Source organism: Gracilibacillus boraciitolerans JCM 21714, from assembly GCF_000521485.1.
GTDB classification, from domain to species: Bacteria; Bacillota; Bacilli; order Bacillales; family Amphibacillaceae; genus Gracilibacillus; species Gracilibacillus boraciitolerans.
In genome coordinates this window covers 68,616-92,798 of the sequence record NZ_BAVS01000012.1, presented here as the reverse complement: position 1 = coordinate 92,798, position 24,183 = coordinate 68,616, and the positions used below count along the sequence as shown (strand labels likewise).

General features: G+C 35.4%; 18 protein-coding genes and 3 pseudogenes. 18 read left to right on the top strand and 3 right to left on the bottom strand.

From position 1 onward, the window contains the following. Positions 1 to 2: 2 nt before the first annotated feature. From htpX to JCM21714_RS09370, 3 genes and pseudogenes are all read right to left on the bottom strand, one after another. Complete coding sequence (gene htpX, locus JCM21714_RS09380) at positions 3 to 908, bottom strand: protease HtpX (protein WP_035723714.1); 906 nt, start codon at positions 906 to 908, stop codon at positions 3 to 5. Positions 909 to 1,519: 611 nt separating this feature from the next. Further along, positions 1,520 to 2,310, bottom strand: a pseudogene (locus tag JCM21714_RS09375) (SDR family oxidoreductase). A 320-nt stretch (positions 2,311 to 2,630) separates the two neighbouring features. Then, positions 2,631 to 2,882, bottom strand: a complete 252-nt coding sequence (locus JCM21714_RS09370; RefSeq protein ID WP_035723712.1) for a hypothetical protein — start codon at positions 2,880 to 2,882, stop codon at positions 2,631 to 2,633. A 197-nt stretch (positions 2,883 to 3,079) separates the two neighbouring features. Here JCM21714_RS09370 and JCM21714_RS09365 point away from each other — a divergent pair, with 197 nt between their 5' ends. The 18 genes and pseudogenes from JCM21714_RS09365 to JCM21714_RS09300 all read left to right on the top strand — a co-directional run bounded on the left by JCM21714_RS09365 (position 3,080) and on the right by JCM21714_RS09300 (position 24,181). Next, complete coding sequence (locus JCM21714_RS09365; RefSeq protein ID WP_084040661.1) at positions 3,080 to 5,311, top strand: putative bifunctional diguanylate cyclase/phosphodiesterase; 2,232 nt, start codon at positions 3,080 to 3,082, stop codon at positions 5,309 to 5,311. A gap of 55 nt (positions 5,312 to 5,366) precedes the next feature. After that, on the top strand, positions 5,367 to 5,525 hold the full coding sequence (locus JCM21714_RS20365; RefSeq protein WP_162833701.1) for a hypothetical protein: 159 nt from the start codon (positions 5,367 to 5,369) through the stop codon (positions 5,523 to 5,525). A 37-nt stretch (positions 5,526 to 5,562) separates the two neighbouring features. Further along, positions 5,563 to 6,240, top strand: a complete 678-nt coding sequence (locus JCM21714_RS09360) for a zinc-binding dehydrogenase (protein ID WP_369403524.1) — start codon at positions 5,563 to 5,565, stop codon at positions 6,238 to 6,240. Beyond that, complete coding sequence (locus tag JCM21714_RS23995) at positions 6,203 to 6,544, top strand: zinc-binding dehydrogenase (protein ID WP_369403523.1); 342 nt, start codon at positions 6,203 to 6,205, stop codon at positions 6,542 to 6,544. Before JCM21714_RS09360 ends, JCM21714_RS23995 begins: the two co-directional genes overlap by 38 nt. Before the next feature lie 357 nt (positions 6,545 to 6,901). Beyond that, complete coding sequence (locus JCM21714_RS09355; RefSeq protein WP_235182739.1) at positions 6,902 to 8,416, top strand: L-lactate permease; 1,515 nt, start codon at positions 6,902 to 6,904, stop codon at positions 8,414 to 8,416. Between the two features lies 1 nt (position 8,417). After that, positions 8,418 to 8,555: an L-lactate permease gene (locus tag JCM21714_RS21355; protein WP_235182738.1), complete on the top strand. Its 138-nt coding sequence runs from the start codon at positions 8,418 to 8,420 to the stop codon at positions 8,553 to 8,555. 290 nt (positions 8,556 to 8,845) lie between these two features. Next, positions 8,846 to 9,586 carry a hypothetical protein gene (locus JCM21714_RS18325; protein WP_052000499.1) on the top strand — a complete coding sequence of 247 codons (741 nt, stop codon included), beginning with the start codon at positions 8,846 to 8,848 and terminating at the stop codon, positions 9,584 to 9,586. Then, positions 9,576 to 10,610, top strand: coding sequence for a sensor histidine kinase (locus JCM21714_RS18320; protein WP_052000498.1), 1,035 nt, complete (start codon positions 9,576 to 9,578; stop codon positions 10,608 to 10,610). Before JCM21714_RS18325 ends, JCM21714_RS18320 begins: the two co-directional genes overlap by 11 nt. Beyond that, a complete protein-coding gene (locus tag JCM21714_RS09345) occupies positions 10,582 to 11,979 on the top strand; it encodes a response regulator transcription factor (RefSeq protein WP_035723710.1) in 1,398 nt (465 codons plus the stop codon). Before JCM21714_RS18320 ends, JCM21714_RS09345 begins: the two co-directional genes overlap by 29 nt. Before the next feature lie 168 nt (positions 11,980 to 12,147). Beyond that, the gene (locus JCM21714_RS09340; protein ID WP_035723708.1) at positions 12,148 to 13,851 is read left to right on the top strand and encodes an extracellular solute-binding protein; all 1,704 of its coding nucleotides are present in this window, start codon (positions 12,148 to 12,150) and stop codon (positions 13,849 to 13,851) included. A gap of 151 nt (positions 13,852 to 14,002) precedes the next feature. Beyond that, a pseudogene (locus JCM21714_RS09335) lies at positions 14,003 to 14,895 on the top strand (ABC transporter permease). Between the two features lie 15 nt (positions 14,896 to 14,910). After that, entirely contained in the window at positions 14,911 to 15,810 is a 900-nt protein-coding gene (locus JCM21714_RS09330; protein ID WP_035723706.1) for a carbohydrate ABC transporter permease, read from the top strand. Between the two features lie 17 nt (positions 15,811 to 15,827). Continuing rightward, entirely contained in the window at positions 15,828 to 16,454 is a 627-nt protein-coding gene (locus JCM21714_RS09325; protein WP_052000497.1) for a YesL family protein, read from the top strand. After that, positions 16,451 to 18,727, top strand: a complete 2,277-nt coding sequence (gene yicI / locus JCM21714_RS09320; protein WP_035723696.1) for an alpha-xylosidase — start codon at positions 16,451 to 16,453, stop codon at positions 18,725 to 18,727. Before JCM21714_RS09325 ends, yicI begins: the two co-directional genes overlap by 4 nt. A gap of 315 nt (positions 18,728 to 19,042) precedes the next feature. Next, positions 19,043 to 20,398 carry an ABC transporter substrate-binding protein gene (locus tag JCM21714_RS09315; RefSeq protein WP_035723693.1) on the top strand — a complete coding sequence of 452 codons (1,356 nt, stop codon included), beginning with the start codon at positions 19,043 to 19,045 and terminating at the stop codon, positions 20,396 to 20,398. 176 nt (positions 20,399 to 20,574) lie between these two features. After that, positions 20,575 to 21,497: pseudogene (locus tag JCM21714_RS24720) on the top strand (carbohydrate ABC transporter permease); the annotation flags it as partial. A 6-nt stretch (positions 21,498 to 21,503) separates the two neighbouring features. Further along, positions 21,504 to 22,346, top strand: coding sequence for a carbohydrate ABC transporter permease (locus tag JCM21714_RS09305; protein WP_035723724.1), 843 nt, complete (start codon positions 21,504 to 21,506; stop codon positions 22,344 to 22,346). Between the two features lie 38 nt (positions 22,347 to 22,384). Continuing rightward, on the top strand, positions 22,385 to 24,181 hold the full coding sequence (locus tag JCM21714_RS09300) for a sensor histidine kinase (protein WP_035723691.1): 1,797 nt from the start codon (positions 22,385 to 22,387) through the stop codon (positions 24,179 to 24,181). Positions 24,182 to 24,183: the final 2 nt, after the last annotated feature.

Genomic DNA, 24,183 nt, shown 5'->3' with positions numbered 1-24,183 from the left:
TTTTAACGTTGTTCTAATCTGGCGATGCGGTCGTCTAGTGGTGGGTGAGTCGAGAATAGGCTTATAAAGTTGCTTTTTCCGTTTATTTTCATAGTCTGAATGGCTGAATCGTCGGTGCGGTCATCAACTTTTGCCCGGTCTACATGCATTTTTAATGATCGTAGAGCATGTGCCATTTTGTCACGGCCTGCTAAGTCTGCTCCACCTTTGTCCGCGTGATATTCACGGTGACGGGAATAGGCGCTGACGACAATACTGCCGAGAATCGAGAATAAAATTTGGAAAACAATGATCGCTGCAAATTGAACAATCCATTGAATTTCAGAACGAACAAAGCGTGAAACAATGATCGCTGCGATCCGAGAGAAAAACACAACAAACGTGTTAACAATTCCCTGTAACAGTGTCATTGTTACCATGTCACCATTTGCTACGTGTGCTACTTCGTGAGCAATAATACCCTCTACAGCATCATCATCCATATTTTGTAATAGACCAGCTGACACTGCTACTAAAGAGCGTTTTTTTGTTGGACCTGTTGCAAAGGCATTGATTTCAGCTGATTGATAAATACCGACTTGCGGTGTATGTGTTAATCCAGCAGCACGTGATAAGCGCTCTACTTTTTCGTAAACGACGCGTTCATAGGCATTTGCGGGATTATTAGGATCAATTACTTGTACTTTCATCATCATTTTTGCCATCCATCGTGACATAGCAAGGGAGATAAATGCTCCGGTAAAACCAACAACAATACTGAAAATCATTAATGTCCCATAATTTATTTGGCCATTCATTTGGAACGAACCATTAATGCCAGTGTATTTGGTAATAACAGTCCATACGATTACAATTGTTGTCATTACGAGAATGTTCGTTAACAAAAATAATAAAATACGTTTACCCATTTCTCTACCTCCAATTCATCTATCTTCGTATATAATATCATATTATTTGCAACTAAGCTTTATTTAAACATTGACAATTTGATGAAAAAAAGATGAGAAACAATGCTTTGCACTAGATGAATGGTGTACAATACCTAATACGATTAAAAAAGTAGGTGTCCTGTCATGAAAAAGTGGGGGGGTGCACTGGTTTTTTTATTATTACCTATAAAGTATTGCTTAAATATGAGGAGGTTTTACCTTGCTGGGCTATAAAATATTAGTGGTGGAAGATGAGTTTGGTGTTCGTGAAGTACGTTAAGGTGAAAAATAGAAATAGAACCTGCCCAACCAACCATGATTAAAATGGTAAAATGATTTGGTTATGCCTTTTATGAAAAATGATCAAACCGTGAAAAATGGTTTCCCTGTAAATCAGGAAATAGAATAGAGATAAATTACTTTTGTCTCTTTGCTGTTATTTACCACGGTGCTAAACGTCTGTAAGACCCACTTCAAGTAACACAAGCAAGCTAAGTGGCTAATCGGGGGTAAACAGACGCTAACACCATGATAAGTTTAGCTAATGATCAGTAGGGGGTAAAAACCCCCCCATAAATCATAGTCTCACTTTATTTCAGCAAAGATTCGGCTCCATCAATGAACAACTCTGTACCCGTAATATGACTCGATAAATCGGAAGCAAGGAAAGTAACAAGCTGGGCAATTTCTTCAGGTTTTCCAGGACGGCTATCAAGAGGCTTATCACCTTCAGGAAATTTAACTGGAATATTAATTTTGTCTAGTTCTGGTGTTTTTTCAGTATTTTCGCCTATATTGGTTTTAATTGCCCCCCTGGACATATGATATTGACTCTGATTTTGTACTGGGCCAGCTCTAATGCAGCCATCTTTCCGAATGCCATTTGACCTGCTTTTGAGGTGCTATAGGCTGACATCCCAAAGCTGGAAAAGATTCGATTACCATTAACAGAACTCGTGATGATGATACTGCCTCCACTTTCCTTCATATATGGGATCGCATATTTCACCGTATGAAAAGTTCCTTTTAAATTTGTATTAATTGTTTTGTCCCAATCCTCCGGTTCTAAATCTTCAATAGGTGCCAAAACGCCATTTATACCACCATTGGCAAAAATAATATCTAACTTGCCCCCCCATTGATCGATTACCTGTTGAATGGCATTTTTGACTCTGTTCGCATCAGAAAGATCAGCATCGACAATCATTGCTTCACTGCCTAGTGCTTCGATTTCAGCCTTTACATCTTTTGCTTTATCCTCTTTTATGTCGATTAAACACACCTTTACGCCCTCTTTTGCGAGATCAATAGCAGAGGCACGCCCTATCCCTGAACTTCCTCCCGTTATAATTGCGACCTTGCCGTTTAGATGATGATGCATTTTAATTTCCTCCTTCTATTATTTTTCTTTATTATTCCCGCTTTTAATAAAAGGTACACATATCAGCGAATGTTTCAATTGAGAGTAATGTGTGCTGAAACTATATGCGAAATAAGAGGAGGGAGAGTATAAATCAAGTAAATTTTAACCATTAGGGATATCCCAATGAAGACATCTCTCATCAGGATTCCACATATAATTATTGGTAAAAACCCGGTGAAAGCACCTCTGATCGAGATTTTCAACTTAATCATCGTCTAAAGTCCCGTTGAGAGAAGATCTCATCCAAATTTTAGACATAATCATTGCGTGAAAATCTATTATCTTACAGCTAGATGTTGTCTGCATTCCTGCTGAATGAGAACAATTGCTTGCTCATTGTCAGTGACAGTTTCAGCTTGGAGTACAGATCGCTCTGTCCGATCTAAAGAATGCTGGATTTGTGCTAATATTTCCTCATTATGATGACTTTGAGCCTGCTGAATAGCCTGTTGGAGATGTGAGATTGAATGTTGTGCCTGTGCTAATTGACTTTCTTTTTGAAGACTTGACATGTTGTTTCCCTTTTTCAAAAAAATTCCTCCTTTAAAAGTACTTCTTTATTGCTTAAAATGAATTGGTAAAGTAACAAAGAAAATAATAAAATAAAAATTATTTCTTTTAATCCCCCAAAATGTCTTTAAAATGTAGTAAAATATAATCAATTAATACTCAATTATTTGATTAATTTGAACTATATTAGACGCAAAGAACGAAGGTAGGGATACGGATGCACCCAAGGTTAACATCATTTTTAGTGAAGCTATTACTTACTGGAATAGGATATTATATCCTATTATTATTATTAGAGGATTTTCTGCTGTTAAGCGTATTACTTCCAATTACTGGACCAGTAGTAGCTGTATTTTTTATTTTATCGTGGATACGTTCTGCTTATCATCAATCATCAACCGAGCAGAAGAACTTTTGGATTTTTATTGGGATAGGTATGGCTGTATATATGATTTCGAATAGTATTTGGATTATAAATATTATGATTACTGGTGGATATGAGTATCCACTTATATGCTTTATATTATGGCTTATTTCATATATTCTGTTTTTAGCTGCAACAGTGTATAAAATAAAAGTAATTGAAACGAGTATATCAACTGGTCCCTATCTTTTTAACATATATGTATTTATGGTTATCGCCATCGCTATTAGTATTCATTACCTGTTTGAGCCTGTTGTGTTTTTTGCGCATGATTCGCTTTTACTAACGATCATCACTATTTTGTATCAAATAGTCTATTTATGCCTTATGTTCGCGCTAACAAATTTATATTATTTGAATGTCTATAGTTGCGAAAAAAATTCAATACTTTTCTATTTAGGTGGGATTTTCCTTCAAATTATTGTTCAACTGATGCATGTTGTGGTGAAAATGAATGAGCTAAATTCCTTTCTTCCTTTCATTGATTCTCTATGGTTATTTTCGCTTCTATTAATCGGTGGCTCTGCTAAATTTATTAACTTGGATCAGAAATTAAGTGACAAGAATCGTGTGAATACTTTATTTTCAAAAGAAACTTATTTTCCGTATATCGGAGCGCTTCTTCTATTAATTCTTGTAACTGAAAGCTATGATTGGGAATTGAATTCGTTAAGTTTAGGAATTAGTATTGTATTTATAATGATTATAGTTCGACAAATTATTATCTTGAATCATAACAAAAAACTGGTTCGTGAGTATCAACATTTAGCCTATCATGATTCGCTTACTTTATTGAAAAATCGTACAAGTTTTAAAAAAGAATCACAAAAAATATTAAAAAAAGCAGAAGCAGAAAATTTTTCTGTGGCAGTTTTACTAATGGATTTAGATCGATTTAAAAATATTAACGATACATTTGGTCATTATGCAGGTGATCTCGTATTAAAAGAGGCTGCAGCCAGATTAAAGCAAGTACTGATTCCTAAATATGAGATTTATCGAATCGGTGGAGATGAGTTTATTATTTTAATATCAGATGCTACAGAGCTAGAAAGCAGGCATGTGGCAGAAAGTATTCTGTCTGCTTTCACTCAACCTTTTCAGTTAGAACAATATGAAATAACCATCACTCCGAGCATCGGTATTAGTTCGTATTCTAATAATGTGGTAACAGAAGACTTACTATTAAAGCATGCGGATGCTGCCATGTATCAGGCCAAAGTCCTCGGGAAAAATCGTTATTATTTTTTTGATGAAAATTTAAATGATATGTTAATGAGAAGAATGCAGCTCGAGATTGATTTAGAAAAATCGATAGCAGAAAATCAACTGTTTCTGGTTTATCAACCGATCCATTGCTTAGACACTGGTAAAAGAAGAGGATTAGAAGCACTTTTGAGATGGAAACATCCAACTCTTGGATTAATTTCTCCAGCAGAGTTTATTCCAATTGCAGAAGATACAGGGCAAATCCATGCCATAGGGGAATGGGTAATGAGAACAGCATGTGCAGAAATAAAACAATTACAAGAAAACGGAATGACAGGTTCGTTGATAGCTGTCAATGTATCATCTAAACAAATGGAAGAAGGATTTGTTACGATCGTAAAAGAAATTGTTGAAGAAACAGGATTAGATCCAACTTGTTTAGAATTGGAAATCACTGAAAGCATGATGCAGAATGTTGATACTTCGATGCAAATCATTCATGGTTTACATGAGCTAGGAGTAAAAATAGCAATTGATGATTTTGGTACAGGTTATTCTTCTTTCTATTTGTTAAGGGATTTACCTATTGATACGATAAAAATCGATAAAGCATTTATTGATGAAATTGATAATGAAAAGAGTTTACTGATTGTGAAGACGATGATTGACATAGGTTTAAATTTAGATCTAAGAGTAGTATCTGAAGGAATTGAACATGAGTGGCAACTAGAAGCATTAAAAGAATTAGATTGTGATCTTGGGCAGGGATACTTATTTGATAAACCAATGCCAATCGACGAGTGGATAAAAAAGTAAATAGTTGGAATCACACTTAAGTGACAGTTATAATGTAGATAAGGAGGAATGGTTTATGGGAATATGGAAGAAGTTATTTCAACCTAAAAAATGCGCCATGTGTGGAAAAAAACCAGTCAATCCAAATTATTATTATAATGATCACGACGAAAAGGTGCCAGTTTGTTATAAATGTGTAACATATGCTGAGAGAAGATCCTTTCGAAAAGTATAAAAGAATACCTTAACCAAGAAATGAAGGAGGTATATAGATGCGTGGTGTTATTGCGAAACAACCTGGAGGTCCAGAAGAATTAGCATTTGTGGAATTAGATGAACCACTACTGCAAAAAGGTGAAATCTTAATAGATGTTCAAGCTACAGCTGTTAATCGTACAGATATTTTAAATAGAGAAGGCAAGTCGGGCTATGCCAAGAATCCAGTTATCGGGGTTGAAGTTGCCGGAATTGTAGCGGATTCTAATGGATGCAAAGGATTTGCTAAAGGTGACAGAGTAATGGGGGGGATAGTAAATGGTGGGGCTTATGCTGATAAGGTAGCCATGCCAGCAAATCGTGCTATGCTGATACCTGAATCGCTAACTTTCGAAGACGCAGCAGCTATACCAGAGGTTTTTTTAACGGCCTATCAAACATTGTATTGGATAGGCAGATTATCTAAAGGTGAAACCGTTCTTATTCATGCTGGGGGGAGTGGAGTAGGAACCGCAGCAATTCAATTGGCTAAAACTCTGTCACAAGCAAAGGTGATTACTACAGCAGGTTCACATGAAAAATTACAAGTTTGCAAAAGATTAGGAGCAGATCTTGTGATTAATTATAAATCAGAAGCTTTTGAAGAAGCCGTAATAAAAGAAACTAGAAATACAGGTGTTGATCTAATTTTAGATTTTGTTGGGGGCAAACTATTGGGAGAAAAATTATCATAGTATTGCAGTAGATGGGCGTTGGATATTAATTGGCCTGCTAGGTGGAAGTACGCTGAAGGAATTTAATTTAATGAAATTAATGGCTAAGCGAATCCAGCTAACTGGTACCTTATTAACTCCTAGAAGCGATCAATATAAAGCAGATTTAACTAGAGATTTTTATGAGAACACTATTCATTATTTTGAGAAGAAAGTGTTAACTCCTGTGATCGATCAGGTATTTTCGATTGAAGATGTTGCGAAGGCCCATCAACATATGGAGGCTAACAAAAATATAGGGAAAATTATCTTGAAAGTACACTAGACGAGGATATAATCTTCGTCTTTTTGTATTAGATATTTTAAAAGATAGCAGAATTTTAAGAAAAATATGGTTTATTAAAATGTGCAATATTTAGTTATACTGATAATACAAGGAAGATTCATTTCCCGGGAAATGAATCTAATTTTGACGAATTAGGTCTATGGATATGGGAAGATATAGCTTTCTCTTTGCTTTTTGTCTTAATTGTATTGTCGTCGGAAAAATAAATTTTTAAAAAAGAAAATACAATATAACGACTATCGATTATATATTTTTGTATATTATGTGAAATAATTCACATTTAAGTTTAATTTGTGTTACAATACATGTATTAAGTTATAAATGGAGTGATTAAACATGATGACATTTGTTGCATTAACCCCCCCAATTTTAGCAGTGTTCTTATTTCTGGTCTTATTGAGAATGCCTGCGATGAAAGGAATGCCAATTAGTTTGGCTGTTACTGCTATTTTAGCATTCTTTTATTGGAAAGTACCTTTCTTACAAATTAGCGCATCTATTTTTGAAGGGATTTTGATTGGCGTTTCGATTCTTTATATTGTTTTTGGAGCAATTCTTCTTCTCAATACGTTACAAAAAAGTGGTGCTATAGATACCATTCGTAAATTTTACATGGATGTTACACCTGATCGTCGTGTACAAGTGATTATTATTGCATGGCTTTTTGGTGCTTTTATTGAAGGTGCTGCCGGATTTGGAACTCCCGCTGCAATTGTCGCGCCATTGCTTGTTGTTCTCGGATTCCCACCACTGGCTGCAGTTGTCTTAGCGTTAATTGCTGACAGTAGCCCGGTGTCATTCGGTGCTGTTGGTACTCCAATTATTGTAGGAGTCGAGCAAGGGTTAATGGAAGGCGGCGGAGTTGCATCTATGGTTGCTGTTTTCTTAGATGAAATGTCAATTGGTGAATATATGAAAGTAATAGCCAGTCAAGTGATGCAATTTGATTTAATTACAGGTACATTAATGCCACTTATTATGGTAGTTCTTTTAACACGTTTCTTTGGCGAAGAAAAGTCTTGGAAACATGGTTTGAAAATGTGGCCATTTGCTATTTTCGCAGGGCTAAGCTTTACTGTTCCTGCATTTATCGTAGCTACTTTTATTGGACCAGAGTTTCCTTCAATTATAGGTGGCCTCTTTGGTTTAGTGATCATCCTGTTCGCTGTGAAAAAAGGGTTTCTTATGCCGAAGGAAACATGGGAATTTGCAGATCGTGAAGAGTGGCCGAAAGAATGGTTAGGTAATTTACCTATTGCAAAAGAAGAAACTAAAAAGAAAATGTCATTATGGAAAGCATGGGTTCCTTATCAATTGTTAGGTCTTCTGCTAATCTTAACAAGACTAGAAATTTTACCTTTTAAAGAATGGTTAACAAGCGTAAAAGTGGGTTGGGAAAATATTTTAGGGACTTCGACTTCAGCTGTATTTGAACCCTTGTATTTACCTGGAACAGTCTTTATTATTGTAGTAATTATTACATTCTTCTATCATAAAATGAGTGTGAAAGAGTTAACAAGAGCCTTATCAACATCAGGTAAAACATTGATTGGAACGGCAATCACATTGTTTACGGCTGTTCCTATGGTACGTATCTTCATCAATTCTGGTATAAATGATGCGGGATTTGAAAGTATGCCAGTTGAATTAGCCTATCAAGCTTCTGAGTTATTAGGCAGCAGCTGGCCGATCATGGCACCATTCATTGGAGCATTAGGTTCATTTATTTCTGGTAGTGCAACATTCAGTAATATGATGTTTTCATTGTTTCAATTTTCTGTAGCGGACCAAGTAGGGTTAGAGCCGACTACTATAGTTGGGTTACAGGTAATGGGGGGCAAATGCTGGTAATATGATCTGTGTAGTGAATGTTGTAGCTGCTGCCTCTGTGGTCGGATTAGTAGGTAAAGAAGGTTTAATTATCCGGATGACACTGATACCAATGATCATCTATGCTATTTTTGCTGGATTACTAGGATTGTTTCTTTAATTGTTTTTTAGATTTTTTACTGCATAATAAGAAGATGATGCGTAGTAATTGAATATTTATAACTATGGATTTAAGTGGTCATTTTGAAAGGCAGGATAGTTGTAAAAGCCGCTTCGACTTGCCCATTTCGCTTTCCAGGGGGCATGCTCTTCAACTAACTTTGTAAAGAAAACCACTTTACAAAGTGGTTTCAGATCACGCTGATCCCCTGGAATCTAAATAGGTGCCTACGAGGTATAATATGTTTAAAATGGGGGGGGCGTTTACAAATATAATAGGGGGGGGATTAAATGAAGAAGCGCTGGCGATTAATTGTTCATTTTTTTGAGAAATTAAGTTTAAAAAGTAGAATTTCATTCGTTTTTGCCCTTAGTACCTTTTTGCTTCTGTCGTTCACTATATTAATTTCCTATATCTCCATGTCCAATATTTTAACGAATAAACTGCATACAACCTTTAATAGTAATTTACAACAAATTCGATTGTCATTAGAAAATACAGTAGACGATTTAAATTATGTGGCACAGCAAATTGCTTTTTCAGACAATATATCCTTTAAATTAAATGATTATCTGCATACAGCGCAATCATATGATAGAGTAAAAGTTTATGAAGATATTAAAAACGAATTAAATGTGATCACTTTCAGTAATCCCGGAGTTGGTTTATCTTTATTATATTTAGAAGGTCAACAGGAATATCTCTTTTATAATCATGGAGTGAAAGATGAATTTTCTTTGAAAAATGGTCCTGTGTTAACTGAGGGATATAATATGAATACCTATGGACCTCATATAAGTATGGAACGATATAAAAACAAATATGTGATGTCTATTGTAAGAAAGCTGGATGTCAATTATGCCAACGATATTTATATCTATTTAGAATCTAATCTTGATTTAACAAATGATCTGTTAGAAGTAGATAACGTTATGAATAATGCAGAGTATATTCTGCTCGATGATCTTAACAAAGTCATTTATAGTGAAAATGACAATTTGCCGTTAAAGAGTACCTTTAATGGGGGATGAAAAAGGATATGGCAAATTCAATGGCTTTTATTGGTTTGAAGAGAAGACAAAAAAAGGATGGAGTATTATAGCTTTGATTCCGATATCACAATACAATAAAGAAATGAATCAATGGGGCATATTGATGATGTATATTGCTATTTTATTTGTTTTTATCAGTTTAATTGTTTCTCTATTATTATGGAAAACGCTATATAAACCATTAAAAGAATTCCGCCATGAAATTAAACTAATGGGAAATAGTAACTTCCACTCAGAGGTTGTGACAACAAAAATTCCCGAATTTGTAGATTTAATAAACCGGTTTCGTGAAATGCGAACACAAATTGTTAGTTTAATAAAGGAAATTGAACAGAAAGAAAGAAAGCGGGCAGATCTGGAAGTCGAAAAATTAAAGCATCAAATTAATCCTCATTTTTTAATGAATACGTTAGACACAGCCAAATGGTTAGCGATGTCTGGTGAAAGAAACGAATTAACACAGTTATTATCATCTTTAAACAAGCTATTGTATTATAATATGGGAAAACTAGGAATCCTATCAAATTTGGAAGAGGAATTAGACTCTATGAAACAATATTTAGTCCTTCAACAAATTCGGTATGATTTTGATTACCAGACCATTATTAATGTCCCTGAAAATGTCTTGCAATCTCCTATTCCTAGATTTATTTTACAGCCCCTTGTAGAGAATTCGATATATCATGGCTTGGTGGACGAAGGTAAAATTACGGTAACCGTCAATTTAGAAAAAGATATGATAATTATAGAAGTTAGTGATGATGGGAGAGGAATGAGCCAGGAAAAAATGGACGAAATTCTTCATCATAACTCCTTTCACCAAACACAAAATGGGATGGGAATTGGACTCAATTATGTAAAACGGGTAATGGAAAGAACATACGGAGAGTTTGCTGAAATAGAGATTCAAAGCGAAGTCAATAAAGGAACGACCGTCAGATTATTGATACCGTTTATTAAGGGGGGGAATAACAATGACTCGAGTATTGATTGTAGAGGATGATAAATTAGTACGCAAAAGTCTTATCTCCTCATTTGAATGGAATAAATTTGGTATGGAAATTGTTGGTGATGCAAAAAATGGCGAAAAGGCTTTGCAATTTATCGAAGAACAACCAGTCGACTTGATCATTACTGATTTAGCTATGCCAATTATGTCAGGAATTGAATTGATACGAATTGTAAAAGAAAGGTATCCGAAAATTTTTATTGTAGTCTTATCACTTCACCGCGACTTTGAATATATACAAGAGGCCATGAGATTAGGGGGGGCGATTGATTATATTGCGAAAATTGAGTTAGATGAGAATAATATGGATCAAATATTACATCGTATTCAGCAACGAATTGAAAAAGAATATATTAAACAACAGCAGCCGAATATTCAGGATATCGATGCGATTGATTTCGGTTTTGGCTTTGTTTCCCCCCCAAAAGTAGCAACATGTAAGTTAGTGTTAAATGAGCTGATGGAAGACGAAAATATAGTTGCATTGCATAATGCTTGTATAATAGTAAATACACCTAATTATTCTGTTGAGGAACTAGTAACACTTCTGATTGAATCAGAACAAACCATCAGGCCATTGTTATGTGTGAAACCTTCTAATCATAAGGAATTTAGTGAAATGAAACTGCTTATTAACAAATATTATGAACAGCTGTTATTTTATGAATTACATCACGACATGCAAATTGCGATTAAAACATTGGAACAACTTCCTACTACCACAGACTTTTTAAAGCAACGTATTAACTGGAAAGAAAAATTACCTTCTTTGGATTGGATAGCAAATCAAGACGATTTTAACGAAATGATGAGAACGTTGAAAGAAGCACGGCTGCCACAGGAGCAACTGGAGGCCCATTTAACGTGGGCAATTAATGATTGCAAAAAAGTGTACGGTGATATTTTGCCGGAAAATATCGATGTACCTGATAATTTAAATTATTGGTCAGACGTTGAAAGCTGGTTAACAGAAGTCAAAAGAAAAATTTATATGACAGTATATAGTTCCTCCTATTCTGCGGAGACAAACCAATGTATTATTCAGGCTATTTCGATAATTAAAAAAAACTTAGCGTCCCCCCCTCTTACCGCCCAAGATGTTGCATATCAGGTTAATATGAGTAGAAGTTATTTTAGCCGATGCTTTAAAGAGATGGTTGGTCATACATTCAACGAATATATCCGTATCGCAAGAATGAATATGGCTAAGCATTATTTGTTGTATACAAGAGAAAAGGTTAGAGTAGTTGCAGAGAAGGTAGGTTATACAGATATCAAATATTTTAGTAAATTATTCCGTCAAACGACTGGACTTTTGCCAAGTGAATATCGAAAGATAAACAAAAAAGGGGGGGTCAAATGACTTTGGTATGTATGATAAATGTGTTACTAGTGAGCAAAACTAAAAAATCATTATTTTCTAAATACATTTATCTCCCTTTTTCAAACACATACCACCAATTGAACGCGCTTACAATACTGTTATGATAGTAATGTAATCAAAATATTATTAGGAAGAGGGGGGAGAAAAATGTTTAAGAAGTTATTATTTTTATTATTAATGGTGTTTGTGTTAGTTGCATGTTCCAATGATGACACAGCTTCAGAAGAGGCCGCAGAAGGAGATACGGAAAATGACACAGGAGAGGAAACCTCATCAGAACCTGCAGATCCATTCGGAGCTTATGATGAGACAATAAAAATTGCGATCGGACAAGAAGTTGATCCGAGTGATACCAGCTTACAGGATGGAGATACACCGCTCGATAATCAATATACTCGCCATGTGAAAGAAAACTTGAATATTGAAGTAGAGCATGCCTTTACAGCATCTCCTTCCAATTACGATCAAAAGGTAAGTTTAGCAATAGCAAGTAACGACTTACCAGATGCAATGGTTGTTGGACCCGTAGAGTTACGACAATTGGTTGAAGCAGATCAAATAGCAGATTTAACAGATATTTATGAAAATTACGCCTCACCAGCCATAAAAGAAATTATCGACAGTACAGATGGAATTGCAATTGAAAATGTCACATTTGATGGAAAAATTATGGCTTTGCCCAATTCGCAGGCAAGTGCAGACGGTGTGCATAATTTATGGATTAGAAAGGATTGGCTAGATAAACTGGGTCTCGAACCACCTAAGACTCTTGAGGACTTTAAAGAAGTAGCACGCGCATTTGTAGAAGAGGATCCTGATGGAAATGGACAGGATGATACGATAGGTTTAGCTGGTCCTGATACCAGTAATAAACTATATGCAAACTTTTTAGAATCGACAAATAATCTTTATGGATTTGATGGAATATTCTCTGCATTACATGCTTATCCAGGTTACTGGTTAGAAGGAGACGATGGCCAGCCGGTTTATGGATCCATTTTACCTGAAACTAAGGAAGCATTAGCCGTTTTGAGAGATATGTACAGCGAGGGATTAATTGATCCAGAGATGGGTGTGCGAGAGGATTCTGGTGAATCAATTATTAGTGGTAACACCGGCATGTTCTTTGGACCGTTCTGGATGCCATATGGACCACTTACAGATGCAATTAAGGAAAATCCGGAAGCAAACTGGCAATCATATGCACTTCCACTTGATGAAAATGGCGACTATACTCCACATCTAAGTACAACTACAACCCAATACGTGGTGGTTAGAAAAGATTATGAACATCCAGAAGCTCCAATGAAAATGTTAAATAATTTATTAGCAAATGAATCTGTATTTGACCCAAGTATCGGTGGTCCAGGTTATTATCCATTGCGACTTGTTTATGCACCAGCAGATGAAATGGAAGTAACAACTATAGCGCTTCGGGATGTGCTTGCTGGAACAAAAGAACCAGAAGATTTTTACGACATGCCAGCATATAAATTGTTAAAATCTGATGTTGATACGATTCATGAAATTAAACTAGAGCCATACGACAATACTGATATTCAATATTGGGATCCAAATGCAAACTTAGGACAATGGACGAGAGCCTATTCAGCATTAGTTGGTACAGCACCTCTAGTTGATACAGATATTAAAGGTGTGAATAGCTTAATATATTCACAAACGAAAACAATGGAAGATAGATGGGTAAATCTTAAAAAATTAGAAGATGAAACATTTTTAAAAATAATTATGGGAACAGAATCACTTGATACTTTTGATCAATTTGTTGAAGACTGGAAAAACCAAGGTGGGGATCAGATTACTGAGGAAGTTACAGAAGTTGTAGATTGATCATTAAAAGAAAAGGAAAGCGTCGAATCGGTTCGGCGCTTTTCTACCAAATGGAGAAATAGAAATGATTAGCTTCCATTGCTGTATTTATCTAATGGTGCTCGGTGTTTTCTTACAATGATCAACAATTTGCTGAGAAGGAGATATTGTCATGAAGGCAAAAGGATTTGCAAAACATTATTATTTTATGATGATACCCGGATTCGTTTGGTTAACATTGTTTAGTATAGTGCCAATGTTCGGGATTATTATCGCATTTCAAAACTACAATCCTGGTCAAGGAGTATTTGGATCAGAATTTGTTGGATTTGAAACATTCGAATATATGTTTTCGCTTAATGATACCTATAGTGTGTTTTTTAATACTATTTTTATAGCAATAATGAAAATAGTTGGGAATTTATTTGTACCTTTAGTTTTTGCGTTAATGCTTAATGAAGTTCGGTACCTGGGCTTAAAAAGGTCGATACAGACTATTGTTTATTTACCACACTTTTTATCATGGGTAATATTAGGTGGAGTACTACTGGATATTTTTGGATTCCAAGGACCTGTTAATCAATTACTTGTAATGTTCGGAATGGATCCTATTTTATTTTTTGGTAGAGCAGACTTATTTCCTTTTTTAGTAGTAGGAAGTGATATTTGGAAAGAATTTGGATTTAACACGATCATTTATTTAGCAGCGTTAACAGGTATTAACCCTGCATTATATGAAGCAGCAGGAATTGACGGGGGCATCAAGGCTTAGAATGCTTTGGCATGTAACTTTACCGGGAATTAGAACAACAGCAGTTTTGTTAGCGGTTTTGAGTCTGGGTAATGTACTGAATGCAGGCTTTGATCAGATTTTTAACTTATATAATCCATTGGTTTATTCTACTGGGGGATATTATCGATACGTGGGTATATCGTGCCGGTTTATTAAATCTTCAATATGAACTAGCAACAGCTGTTGGATTGTTAAAATCAGTAGCTGGATTTATATTGATTAGTCTTTCTTATTATTTAGCCTATAGATTCACAAAATATCGTATTTTCTAATAGGAGGATAAGCATATGATGAGAAGTAAATCGTTATCTTCCAAAATGGCAGATGTGATTTTAATTACGATACTAGTCTTAATTGCAATAACTTGTATCCTACCCCCCCTTTGGTATACACTATCTTTATCTTTCAGTTCCAAAACTGCAGCAGCAGCGGGTGCTGTTGCTTTATGGCCAATAGATTTTAATTTCGACTCCTATAAACAACTATTACAGGATAGTCAATTTTTTAAATCATTTTGGATTTCGATTCAAAGGGTGGTTTTAGGTGCAGGGTTGAATTTTATTATTGTTCCGTTAATGGCATATCCATTATCAAAAACTGTCAAAGATTTTAAGGGAAGAAATGTATTAATGTGGACATTAATTTTTACGATGTTGTTTAATGGTGGATTAATACCATTATACCTTACTATACAATCATATAATCTAATGAATAGTGTTTGGGCGTTAGTTTTGGTAGGGGGGGGTGCCCAAACGATTGTCTTTAATATTATTTTAACGATAAACTTTTTCAGAAATTTACCGCAGTCACTGGAAGAAGCAGCTTTAGTAGATGGAGCAGGACCATGGTATATATTGTTCAAGTTATTCATCCCCCCCTTATCTATTCCCGTCTTAGCTACGGTTTCATTGTTTAGTATTGTGTATCATTGGAATGAATTTCTCTATGGTTTAATTTTTATGACACGAGAAGAATTCTATCCTTTACAAACCTATATTCAGCAGTTAGTAGTTTCTGTTGATCCGTCCACCATGACAGAGGATCAATACAAAAGAATGAGTGAATTATCTAATCGTACATTAGATGCTGCAAAAATCTTTATTGCGATGATTCCAATTTTAGTGGTGTATCCATTTTTACAACGTTATTTTATTCATGGGATAACCTTAGGTTCTGTTAAAGAATAGGAAGGGAAGTGAATCTGTTGGAAACAACCGGCATGGAAAGGATATATTATTTGGCTGATTCTATTTTACGACTGGTATATGTCAACGTGCTTTTTATCCTGTTTACTTTATTAGGCTTGGTTGTGTTTGGATTTTTCCCAGCTTTAACTGCCACTTTTTATATCGTTAGGAAATGGTTAACAGGCAATAGTGATATTCCTATCACTAAAAATTTCTGGTGGTTTTATAAAAAAGAATTGATAAGAAGCAATGGAATGGGATGGTTATTAACTTTAGCAGGATTCCTGTTATATATTAATTTAACGATAGCTGAGGTGATTAATCATCCAATCATTCAGTTAAGTTATTATCCGATATTATCGGTTATGATCTTTTTTCTTTGTTTTTGTTTATATGTTTTTCCGATTTATGTACAGGGTCATATGTCTATCTTGCGCACGATGAGAACTGCCTTTACATCCTTATTATACTCTCCATTGAAAACAATAATTATGGCAGCGGCAGTACTAATCACATTTATTATATTAAATTACATTCCAGGATTAATCCCAATATGCGGGATCAGTACCCTGGCGCTAATAATCACAATGGGACAAGGGGGGGACAGGCTCTTTGTCCCCCGAGAGAGGAGAATTAAAGAGTGAAATTCACAGATGGAAATTGGCTTGTAAGAGAAGGGTATCAGATTCATTTTCCCAGAATAGTTCATGAGGTTGAAGAGGAAGAGAGAGCGGTAACATTATACGCTCCGTGTAAGTATATCGATCATCGCGGCAGTACGTTGGATGGGCCGATGTTAACGATAAAGATTTCTTCCCCCCCTATCGAAAATGTTTTTCGACTGCAAACCTGGCATTTTAAAGGTGAGAGAGAACGATATCCAAAGTTTGAAGTGCTTGATCAATCCAATGTAATTGATCTTACAGAAACAGAGGATACACTTACCTTTGTAAGTGGAGATCTAACGCTAGCTATATCCAAACAAGATTTTTCACTATTTTTTAAAAATTCATTGGATGGATTAACAGATATAGATGGTAAAGGTCTGGCGTGGATTAATGGTCCTGAGGATAAAACCTATATGCGTGGACAGTTACGCCTGGGTGTTGGCGAATATTTATATGGTCTTGGGGGGGAGCGATTTACGCCATTTGTTAAAAATGGCCAAACCGTTGATATCTGGAATAAAGATGGTGGAACAAGTTCAGAACAATCGTATAAAAACATTCCATTTTATTTAAGCAGCAAAGGCTACGGAATTTTCGTTAATCACCCGGAACAGGTTAGTTTTGAATTAGGTTCAGAAACCGTATCTCGCTCTCAGTTCAGTGTGGAAGGGGGGGAGTATTTAGATTATTATTTTATAAATGGACCTACACCAAAAGAAGTAGTCAGTCGTTATACAGAATTGACAGGCAAACCAGCATTGCCGCCAGCATGGTCCTTTGGCTTATGGCTGTCTACATCGTTTACAACAGAATATAACGAGGAAACCGTAAATCACTTTGTCGATGGGATGACAGAGCGAGAGATTCCACTTAGTGTCTTTCATTTTGATTGTTTCTGGATGAAGGAATTTGAATGGAGTAACTTTATTTGGGATCGACGAAATTTTCCGGATCCCGAGGGTATGCTTCATCGACTTAAAGAAAAAGGATTAAAGATATGTGTTTGGATTAATCCATATATTGCTCAGAAGTCTCCACTTTTTGAGGAAGGGAAGGAACACGGATATCTTCTTAAAAAATCGAATGGTGATGTTTGGCAATGGGACTTATGGCAAGCAGGTATGGGAGTAGTTGACTTCACAAATCCTGAGGCCTGTCAGTGGTTCCAGGAAAAACTAAAAGCATTACTTGATATGGGAGTCGATTGTTTTAAAACAGACTTTGGCGAGCGTATTCCAACCGATGTGGTTTATCATGATGGGTCTGATCCACACAAAATGCATAATTATTATACGTATCAATACAATCAAGTGGTTTTTGATTTATTAAAGCAAGAAAAGGGAGACAAGGAAGCGATAGTATTTGCTCGTTCTGCAACCACCGGAGGGCAGAAATTTCCTGTGCATTGGGGTGGGGATTGTGATTCCACTTACGAAGCGATGGCAGAAAGTTTACGTGGTGGATTGTCTTTAACTTCTTCAGGCTTTGGTTATTGGAGCCATGATATTGGTGGATTTGAGAATACTGCCACACCAGATGTATTCAAAAGATGGACAGCATTTGGCTTGCTTTCCAGTCACAGTCGTTTCCATGGTAGTTCTTCCTATCGTGTTCCATGGAATTTTGATGACGAAGCAGTTGATGTGGCAAGACATTTTACGAAATTAAAAAATAGTTTAATGCCATATCTATACGCTCAAGCTGTAGAGAATAATAAAACAGGCATACCTGTCATGCGTTCTATGATCTTGGAATTTCCTGATGATCCTTTATGTCAAACCCTGGATCGACAATATATGTTAGGAGACTCCATACTTGTCGCACCTATTTTTAATGATAAAGGGATTGGCTCTTTTTACTTACCACAAGGAACATGGACACACCTTTTAACAGGTGAAAAGAGAGAGGGTGGTACCTGGATTAAAGAGCACTATGATTATTTAAGTTTACCTCTTTTTGTGCGCCAAAATTCGATTCTGCCTGTAGGTAATAATGAAACTGCCCCAGCGTATAATTATTTAGATAATATTACTTTCAGAATTTATTCCATAGAAGATGGGAAAAATGTGACAAGAGAATTAATGGACACAGACGGCAAAAATATAGCATCTCTGACTGTTGAGAGAAAAGGTAATATCTTAACTTTCGCAACAAAAGGAATAAATAAGCCATATACGATAGATGTTGTTGGTTATAAAACGATCACACCTGAATTAGGTTCTGAGAAAATAACAGTGGAAATTGTTTGATGTAAAAGGCTTATGAAAGCGGCCGGGCGAATTATGTCCGGTCGCTTTTACTTTTACTGGTAGCCTGCACATCATTAGTTGGTTTAAAATTTTGCTCTGTGTTAGCGCGTATATTTTTATTTTTTAGTTTGAATTGTCTTTTAGCCATCTTTTTCACCTCCCTTTTATATTTCACAATCCTTTATATATTATGATTATTAAAATATGGCAGAAAACCTAAGTTTTTTTATGAAAGCCCTTACTTTTGTTTATTCATTTGAAAAGGCTTACAAATTAGAATAAACTTATCACATTCGAAAGGGGGGGTAATTAATTATGAAAAAGTTGTTATTATTATTTATATTGACATTGGTCATGGCTTTTGTAGTTGCATGTAATTCAGAAAGTAGCAGCGATGACACTACAAAAGACACGAAGGAAGAAAACACAACAGATACAGAAGATTCAGAGGAAGATACTGAAGCGGCAGAAGAAGACGTAACTTTACGAGTGGCATGGTGGGGGGGTGGACAAGAACGTCATGATCGAACATTACAAGTAATCGAAATGTATGAAGAACAAAATCCACATGTCACTATTGAGGCTGAGTATTCGGGGTTTGATGGATATTTTGACAAATTAAATACACAGTTAGCTGCAGGAAATGCACCAGATGTTATTCAATTTGGTGGTAACCTCAATGACTTTGTATTAAGAGACGTTATTTTACCATTAGATGATTATGCAGGAAATGAGTTGGATACAAGTTTACATTCTCAAAGCATGTTAGACTCCGCAACCTTTGATGGAAAATTATATGGAGTTACTTTAGGTACAACTGCTTGGGGAGTGTTAGTGAATAAAACAGCTATTGAAGAAGCAGGTGTCACAATGCCAAGTAAAGAATGGACTTGGGAAGACTTTAAGGAAATTACACCACAAATAACAGAAAACATGGATGGTATGTATGGAACGAGTGACTTTAATGAAGATGGTTTTGGGGTATTTTTAGCTCAACGTGATAAATATACCTATCTTGATGGAAAAATCGGTTTTGGTGCAGAGGATGTAAAAGATTGGTTTAACTTATGGAAAGAATTAAGAGAAAGTGGTGGAGCAGCAATACCAGAAGTACAAGTATCTGCCTCTCAAACACCAGAACAATCTTTAATTGTTCAACGTGATGTGGCAATTGAATCGATTGCAAGTAATCAACTAGGAGCATATGCGGGTGCAACAGAAGATGAGTTTGAATTGTATCCATATCCATATAATGCGGAAACTGGTAAGAATGGGATTTCCTTAAGACCAAGTCAGTATTTTGCAGCATATAAAGATACACCACATCCAGAAGAAGCAGCAAAATTTATGGACTTCTTTGTTAATAACACAGAGGCAACAGAAATATTAGGAAATGACCGTGGTGCACCTGTTAACTCTGAGGTTCGACAAAATTTAATTGATCAAGCAAGCGAATTAGATGAAAAAGTGTACTCGTATATCGATCTAGTAAGTGAAACTTCTGATGCACCATATATTCCTAACTTACCAGGTTATAACGAAAATACACAACTATTTACAGAAACTGCACAAATTATTTATTACGATCAGAAAACTGTCGAAGAAGCAGCAGAAGATTACTTTGAGGAACTACTATCAAATATTGAAAAATACGCCAGTGAAGCAGAGTAATAAATGATGAAGAACAAAGTGACTCCGTTTAAGGTGAGTCGCTTTGTTTCAACATCTATTTTTGAAGTCTTACAATAGTTGAAATTTCAGCGTAACAACCACCATTATCGTTGTTTCTCTGAATTGAAGACTTCAATATTTAGGAGGGGGGGTGACAATTGAAAAACGCAGAAGTCATGACTTTAGATTCGATAAAGAAAAAATCCAGAGTGACAAAAGAAACCAGGAAACAATATATTGCTGCCTATATATTTTTATTGCCATGGTTGATTGGTTTTTTAGGCTTAGTATTAGGTCCAATGATAAGTTCATTATATTTATCATTCACCCGATTTGATTTACTCAATCCGCCAGAATGGATTGGCTTGGCAAACTATTCAGAAATGTTTCAAGATACAAGATGGATTGCATCAGCAAAAGTAACTATGACATTTGTATTTATAGCTGTTCCAACTCAATTAATTGCAGCTCTTTTAGTAGCTGTTCTATTGAATAAAAAATGGCAGCCATTGGATTTTATCGGACTACCTATTATTTGCCTTCACTACTAGGTGGAAGTGTTGCTATTGCAATTTTGTGGAAGAATCTTTTCGAAATAGATGGTTTAATTAACCAGGTTTTAGCATTTTTTAATATACAAGGTCAGGGATGGATTTCACATCCGGATTATGCGTTAGGAACGATCATTATTTTAGCAACATGGCAATTCGGTGCTTCCATGGTCATTTTTTTAGCTGGTTTAAAACAGATACCCAAGGAACTGTATGAAGCAGCAGCAGTAGATGGTGGTACGAAAAGACAAGTATTCTTTCGGGTGACATTACCGTTATTATCACCTGTTATATTCTTTAATTTAGTAATAGAACTTATTAAATCAATTCAAGTCTTTACTTCAGCCTTTATTATTAGTGAAGGTACTGGTGGACCAATAAACTCAACCTTATTTTATACCCTCTATTTATATCAAAAAGGCTTTACACATTTTGAGATGGGATATGCTTCTGCGATGGCTTGGATATTAGTTTTTGTCTTAGGTGTAATGACACTAGTTATATTCTTCTCTTCTAAATATTGGGTGCATTATGAAGACGGGGGGGAAACTATAATGGATCAGAGTACAAAAACAAGTAGATTATTAACTCATCTATTCATTATTTTATTTGGACTATTTATGTTATATCCAGTCGTTTGGATGGTAGCAAGCTCATTTAAACCAGAAACACTTATTTTTTCTTCACCAAGTATTTTTTCAAAGGAATGGACCATAAGTAATTACACGAATGGCTGGAATGTTGTTAGAAATGTTAATTTCGGTCAGTTTTTTAAAAATTCATTTTTAATTAGTATGATTGCTGTTATTGCAAATCTTATAACATGCTCGATGGCTGCTTATGCTTTTGCCAGACTGAAATTCCCATTGAAAAAGCTTTGGTTTGCGTGTATGCTTATGACAATTATGCTGCCGGCACATGCGACACTAATCCCACAATATACGATATTTCATAATTTGGAATGGGTTAATACTATTTTGCCGCTAACTGTCCCGAAAGTTTTAGCAACAGATGCTTTTTTTATTTTTCTGATGGTGCAATTTTTCAGAGGAATACCTAGAGAATTAGATGAAAGCGCCATTATGGATGGCTGTGGTGTTTTTCAAGTATATGCGAGGATTATTATGCCTTTAGCAGTACCGGTTCTGATTACCACCGCGATTTTTACTTTTATTTGGACATGGGATGATTTTTTTAGCCAAATTTTATATTTAAATACCGTCGATAATTTTACTGTACCTTTAGGATTGCGTTTGTTCCTGGACTCTCAAGGTGAATCTTCATGGGGATCTGTTTTTGCGATGTCGGTACTATCCTTGATTCCTATCACAACAGTCTTCTTTATTTTCCAGCGTTATATTGTGGAGGGTATTGCGACGACAGGTATCAAAGGCTAATAAGTAAACGAACTGGTTAGCAAGAAATGAGGGATAGAATGATTCGAAAATTAAAAACGATAATGGTTATCTGTTTTGTTTTTGTTAATGCTCTCTTTCTTGCTGGAGTTAGTTATACTTCTTATCAATACTTTTTTAATTTTACCTCGAAGGAGATAAGCGAAACAAAACTATCGCTGTTAAATGAGAGCGCTAATAAACTATCGGGTGTAATTAAAAGTATAAGTGAAGCAGGTACTTTTATTGCCATAGATCGAACGATGACGGAGATATTTGATGGCTCCCCCCCCGCAAGTCCCTACGATGCTTTAGTCGAAAGAGATGAGTTGAAAAAATTCGTGAATGATATCTCATCTTTAAAACAAGAGGTATATTCCATCGATTTATATACTAACCGTTATAAAGACTATCCATATTTATATGATTACACGATTCAACCCGAAGCTAATTTAAAGGAAATGGAATGGTTTGGGCCATTTATTGAAAATGTTGATAATGGTTGGACGCCAGAACATGTGCATCCACTATTGGATCAAGAGATGATAAGTTATGTGCATCGAATCTTAAATCAGCGGAACGAAACGGTAGGTTATATCAAAGTAAACGTATTAGCTAAGAATTTCTTAGAGTATATGGTTGATACGGATTTATATAAAGAAATAAATGAACCTTTTATTTTACTTAATACAGGAGGTAGAATTATTGCGGAAACGCACAGTCGTAAAGAGTTTCCGATTTTAAATGATATTATCGTACCTGCTGAGAATGAGGTATATGAAAGATTAATTCCAGAATATGATCCATTAACAAATCACCATCAACTGATTAAAAAAGACAATGAATATCATCTTCTTCTGATCTCTAAGCCTAATTATGAGCAATGGCGACTTGTTCAAGTCATACCTGTTGATGAGTTGTACGCTGAAACGAAAGAACTTGGTATTTTTGTGCTTATTATTGGTTTGATAGCTATTATATTATCGGTTCCTATCGTATATGGAATTGGAAGATGGATTACCAAGCCAATTAGTCAAATGATCAGAGGAATGCGGAAGGTAGAAGAAGGGGATTTTGATGTACACATGAATCGTCATTATGTCGAGGAGTACGACATATTAGCTAATAATTTTAACCAAATGACCAATAAACTATCTGAGTCTCTGGAACAACTGGAAAAGGAAAATGCTAACCGTCGCGAAGCGGAAATCAGAGCATTACAAAGCCAAATTATGCCGCATTTTCTGTATAATACACTAGATATGATCAAATGGAAATCTTTAGATCATGATGCAGATGATGTTAGTGATATGGTCAATAAATTAAGTAAAATGTTACGTATAGGTTTAAGTGGCGGACTGAAATTTATTCGACTACGTGATGAACTTGATCATGCTAAATGCTATATTGATATTCAAAAGCAACGGCAAACACAAGCTATTCAACATATAGTACGTGTACCTGCTTCAATGAAGGATTTATATGTTCCTAAAATTATTTTGCAACCGTTTATTGAGAATAGTATTAAACATGGGTATCAGGATCTGGAAGAAGATAGGATGGAAATTACGATTAATGGTTCGATCATTGAGGAGGAAAATAAGATAAAATTAACCATTAAAGATACAGGAAAAGGGTTACCGGAAAATTGGTCTTATTCAGATGCTACAGGTATTGGTATAAAGAATGTAAGAGAACGAATTGCGATGTACTGTGGTGAGCAATTTGATGTTGAGGTCTATAACCATCCTCAAGGAGGAGTCATGGTAGAGATTATATTGCCGATTCATTATCAACAACCTTTTACGAAAGCTTCAGAAACAGAAGCGGAGGAATAACT

What these genes read in the sequence shown, in the direction of transcription:
- htpX (WP_035723714.1), bottom strand. Translation starts at nt 908, where the DNA reads ATGGGTAAACGTATTTTATTATTTTTGTTAACGAACATTCTCGTAATG.
- JCM21714_RS09365 (WP_084040661.1), top strand. Translation starts at nt 3,080, where the DNA reads ATGCACCCAAGGTTAACATCATTTTTAGTGAAGCTATTACTTACTGGA.
- JCM21714_RS20365 (WP_162833701.1), top strand. Translation starts at nt 5,367, where the DNA reads ATGGGAATATGGAAGAAGTTATTTCAACCTAAAAAATGCGCCATGTGT.
- JCM21714_RS09360 (WP_369403524.1), top strand. Translation starts at nt 5,563, where the DNA reads ATGCGTGGTGTTATTGCGAAACAACCTGGAGGTCCAGAAGAATTAGCA.
- JCM21714_RS09355 (WP_235182739.1), top strand. Translation starts at nt 6,902, where the DNA reads ATGATGACATTTGTTGCATTAACCCCCCCAATTTTAGCAGTGTTCTTA.
- JCM21714_RS21355 (WP_235182738.1), top strand. Translation starts at nt 8,418, where the DNA reads ATGATCTGTGTAGTGAATGTTGTAGCTGCTGCCTCTGTGGTCGGATTA.
- JCM21714_RS18325 (WP_052000499.1), top strand. Translation starts at nt 8,846, where the DNA reads ATGAAGAAGCGCTGGCGATTAATTGTTCATTTTTTTGAGAAATTAAGT.
- JCM21714_RS18320 (WP_052000498.1), top strand. Translation starts at nt 9,576, where the DNA reads ATGGGGGATGAAAAAGGATATGGCAAATTCAATGGCTTTTATTGGTTT.
- JCM21714_RS09345 (WP_035723710.1), top strand. Translation starts at nt 10,582, where the DNA reads ATGACTCGAGTATTGATTGTAGAGGATGATAAATTAGTACGCAAAAGT.
- JCM21714_RS09340 (WP_035723708.1), top strand. Translation starts at nt 12,148, where the DNA reads ATGTTTAAGAAGTTATTATTTTTATTATTAATGGTGTTTGTGTTAGTT.
- JCM21714_RS09330 (WP_035723706.1), top strand. Translation starts at nt 14,911, where the DNA reads ATGATGAGAAGTAAATCGTTATCTTCCAAAATGGCAGATGTGATTTTA.
- JCM21714_RS09315 (WP_035723693.1), top strand. Translation starts at nt 19,043, where the DNA reads ATGAAAAAGTTGTTATTATTATTTATATTGACATTGGTCATGGCTTTT.
- JCM21714_RS09305 (WP_035723724.1), top strand. Translation starts at nt 21,504, where the DNA reads ATGGATCAGAGTACAAAAACAAGTAGATTATTAACTCATCTATTCATT.
- JCM21714_RS09300 (WP_035723691.1), top strand. Translation starts at nt 22,385, where the DNA reads ATGATTCGAAAATTAAAAACGATAATGGTTATCTGTTTTGTTTTTGTT.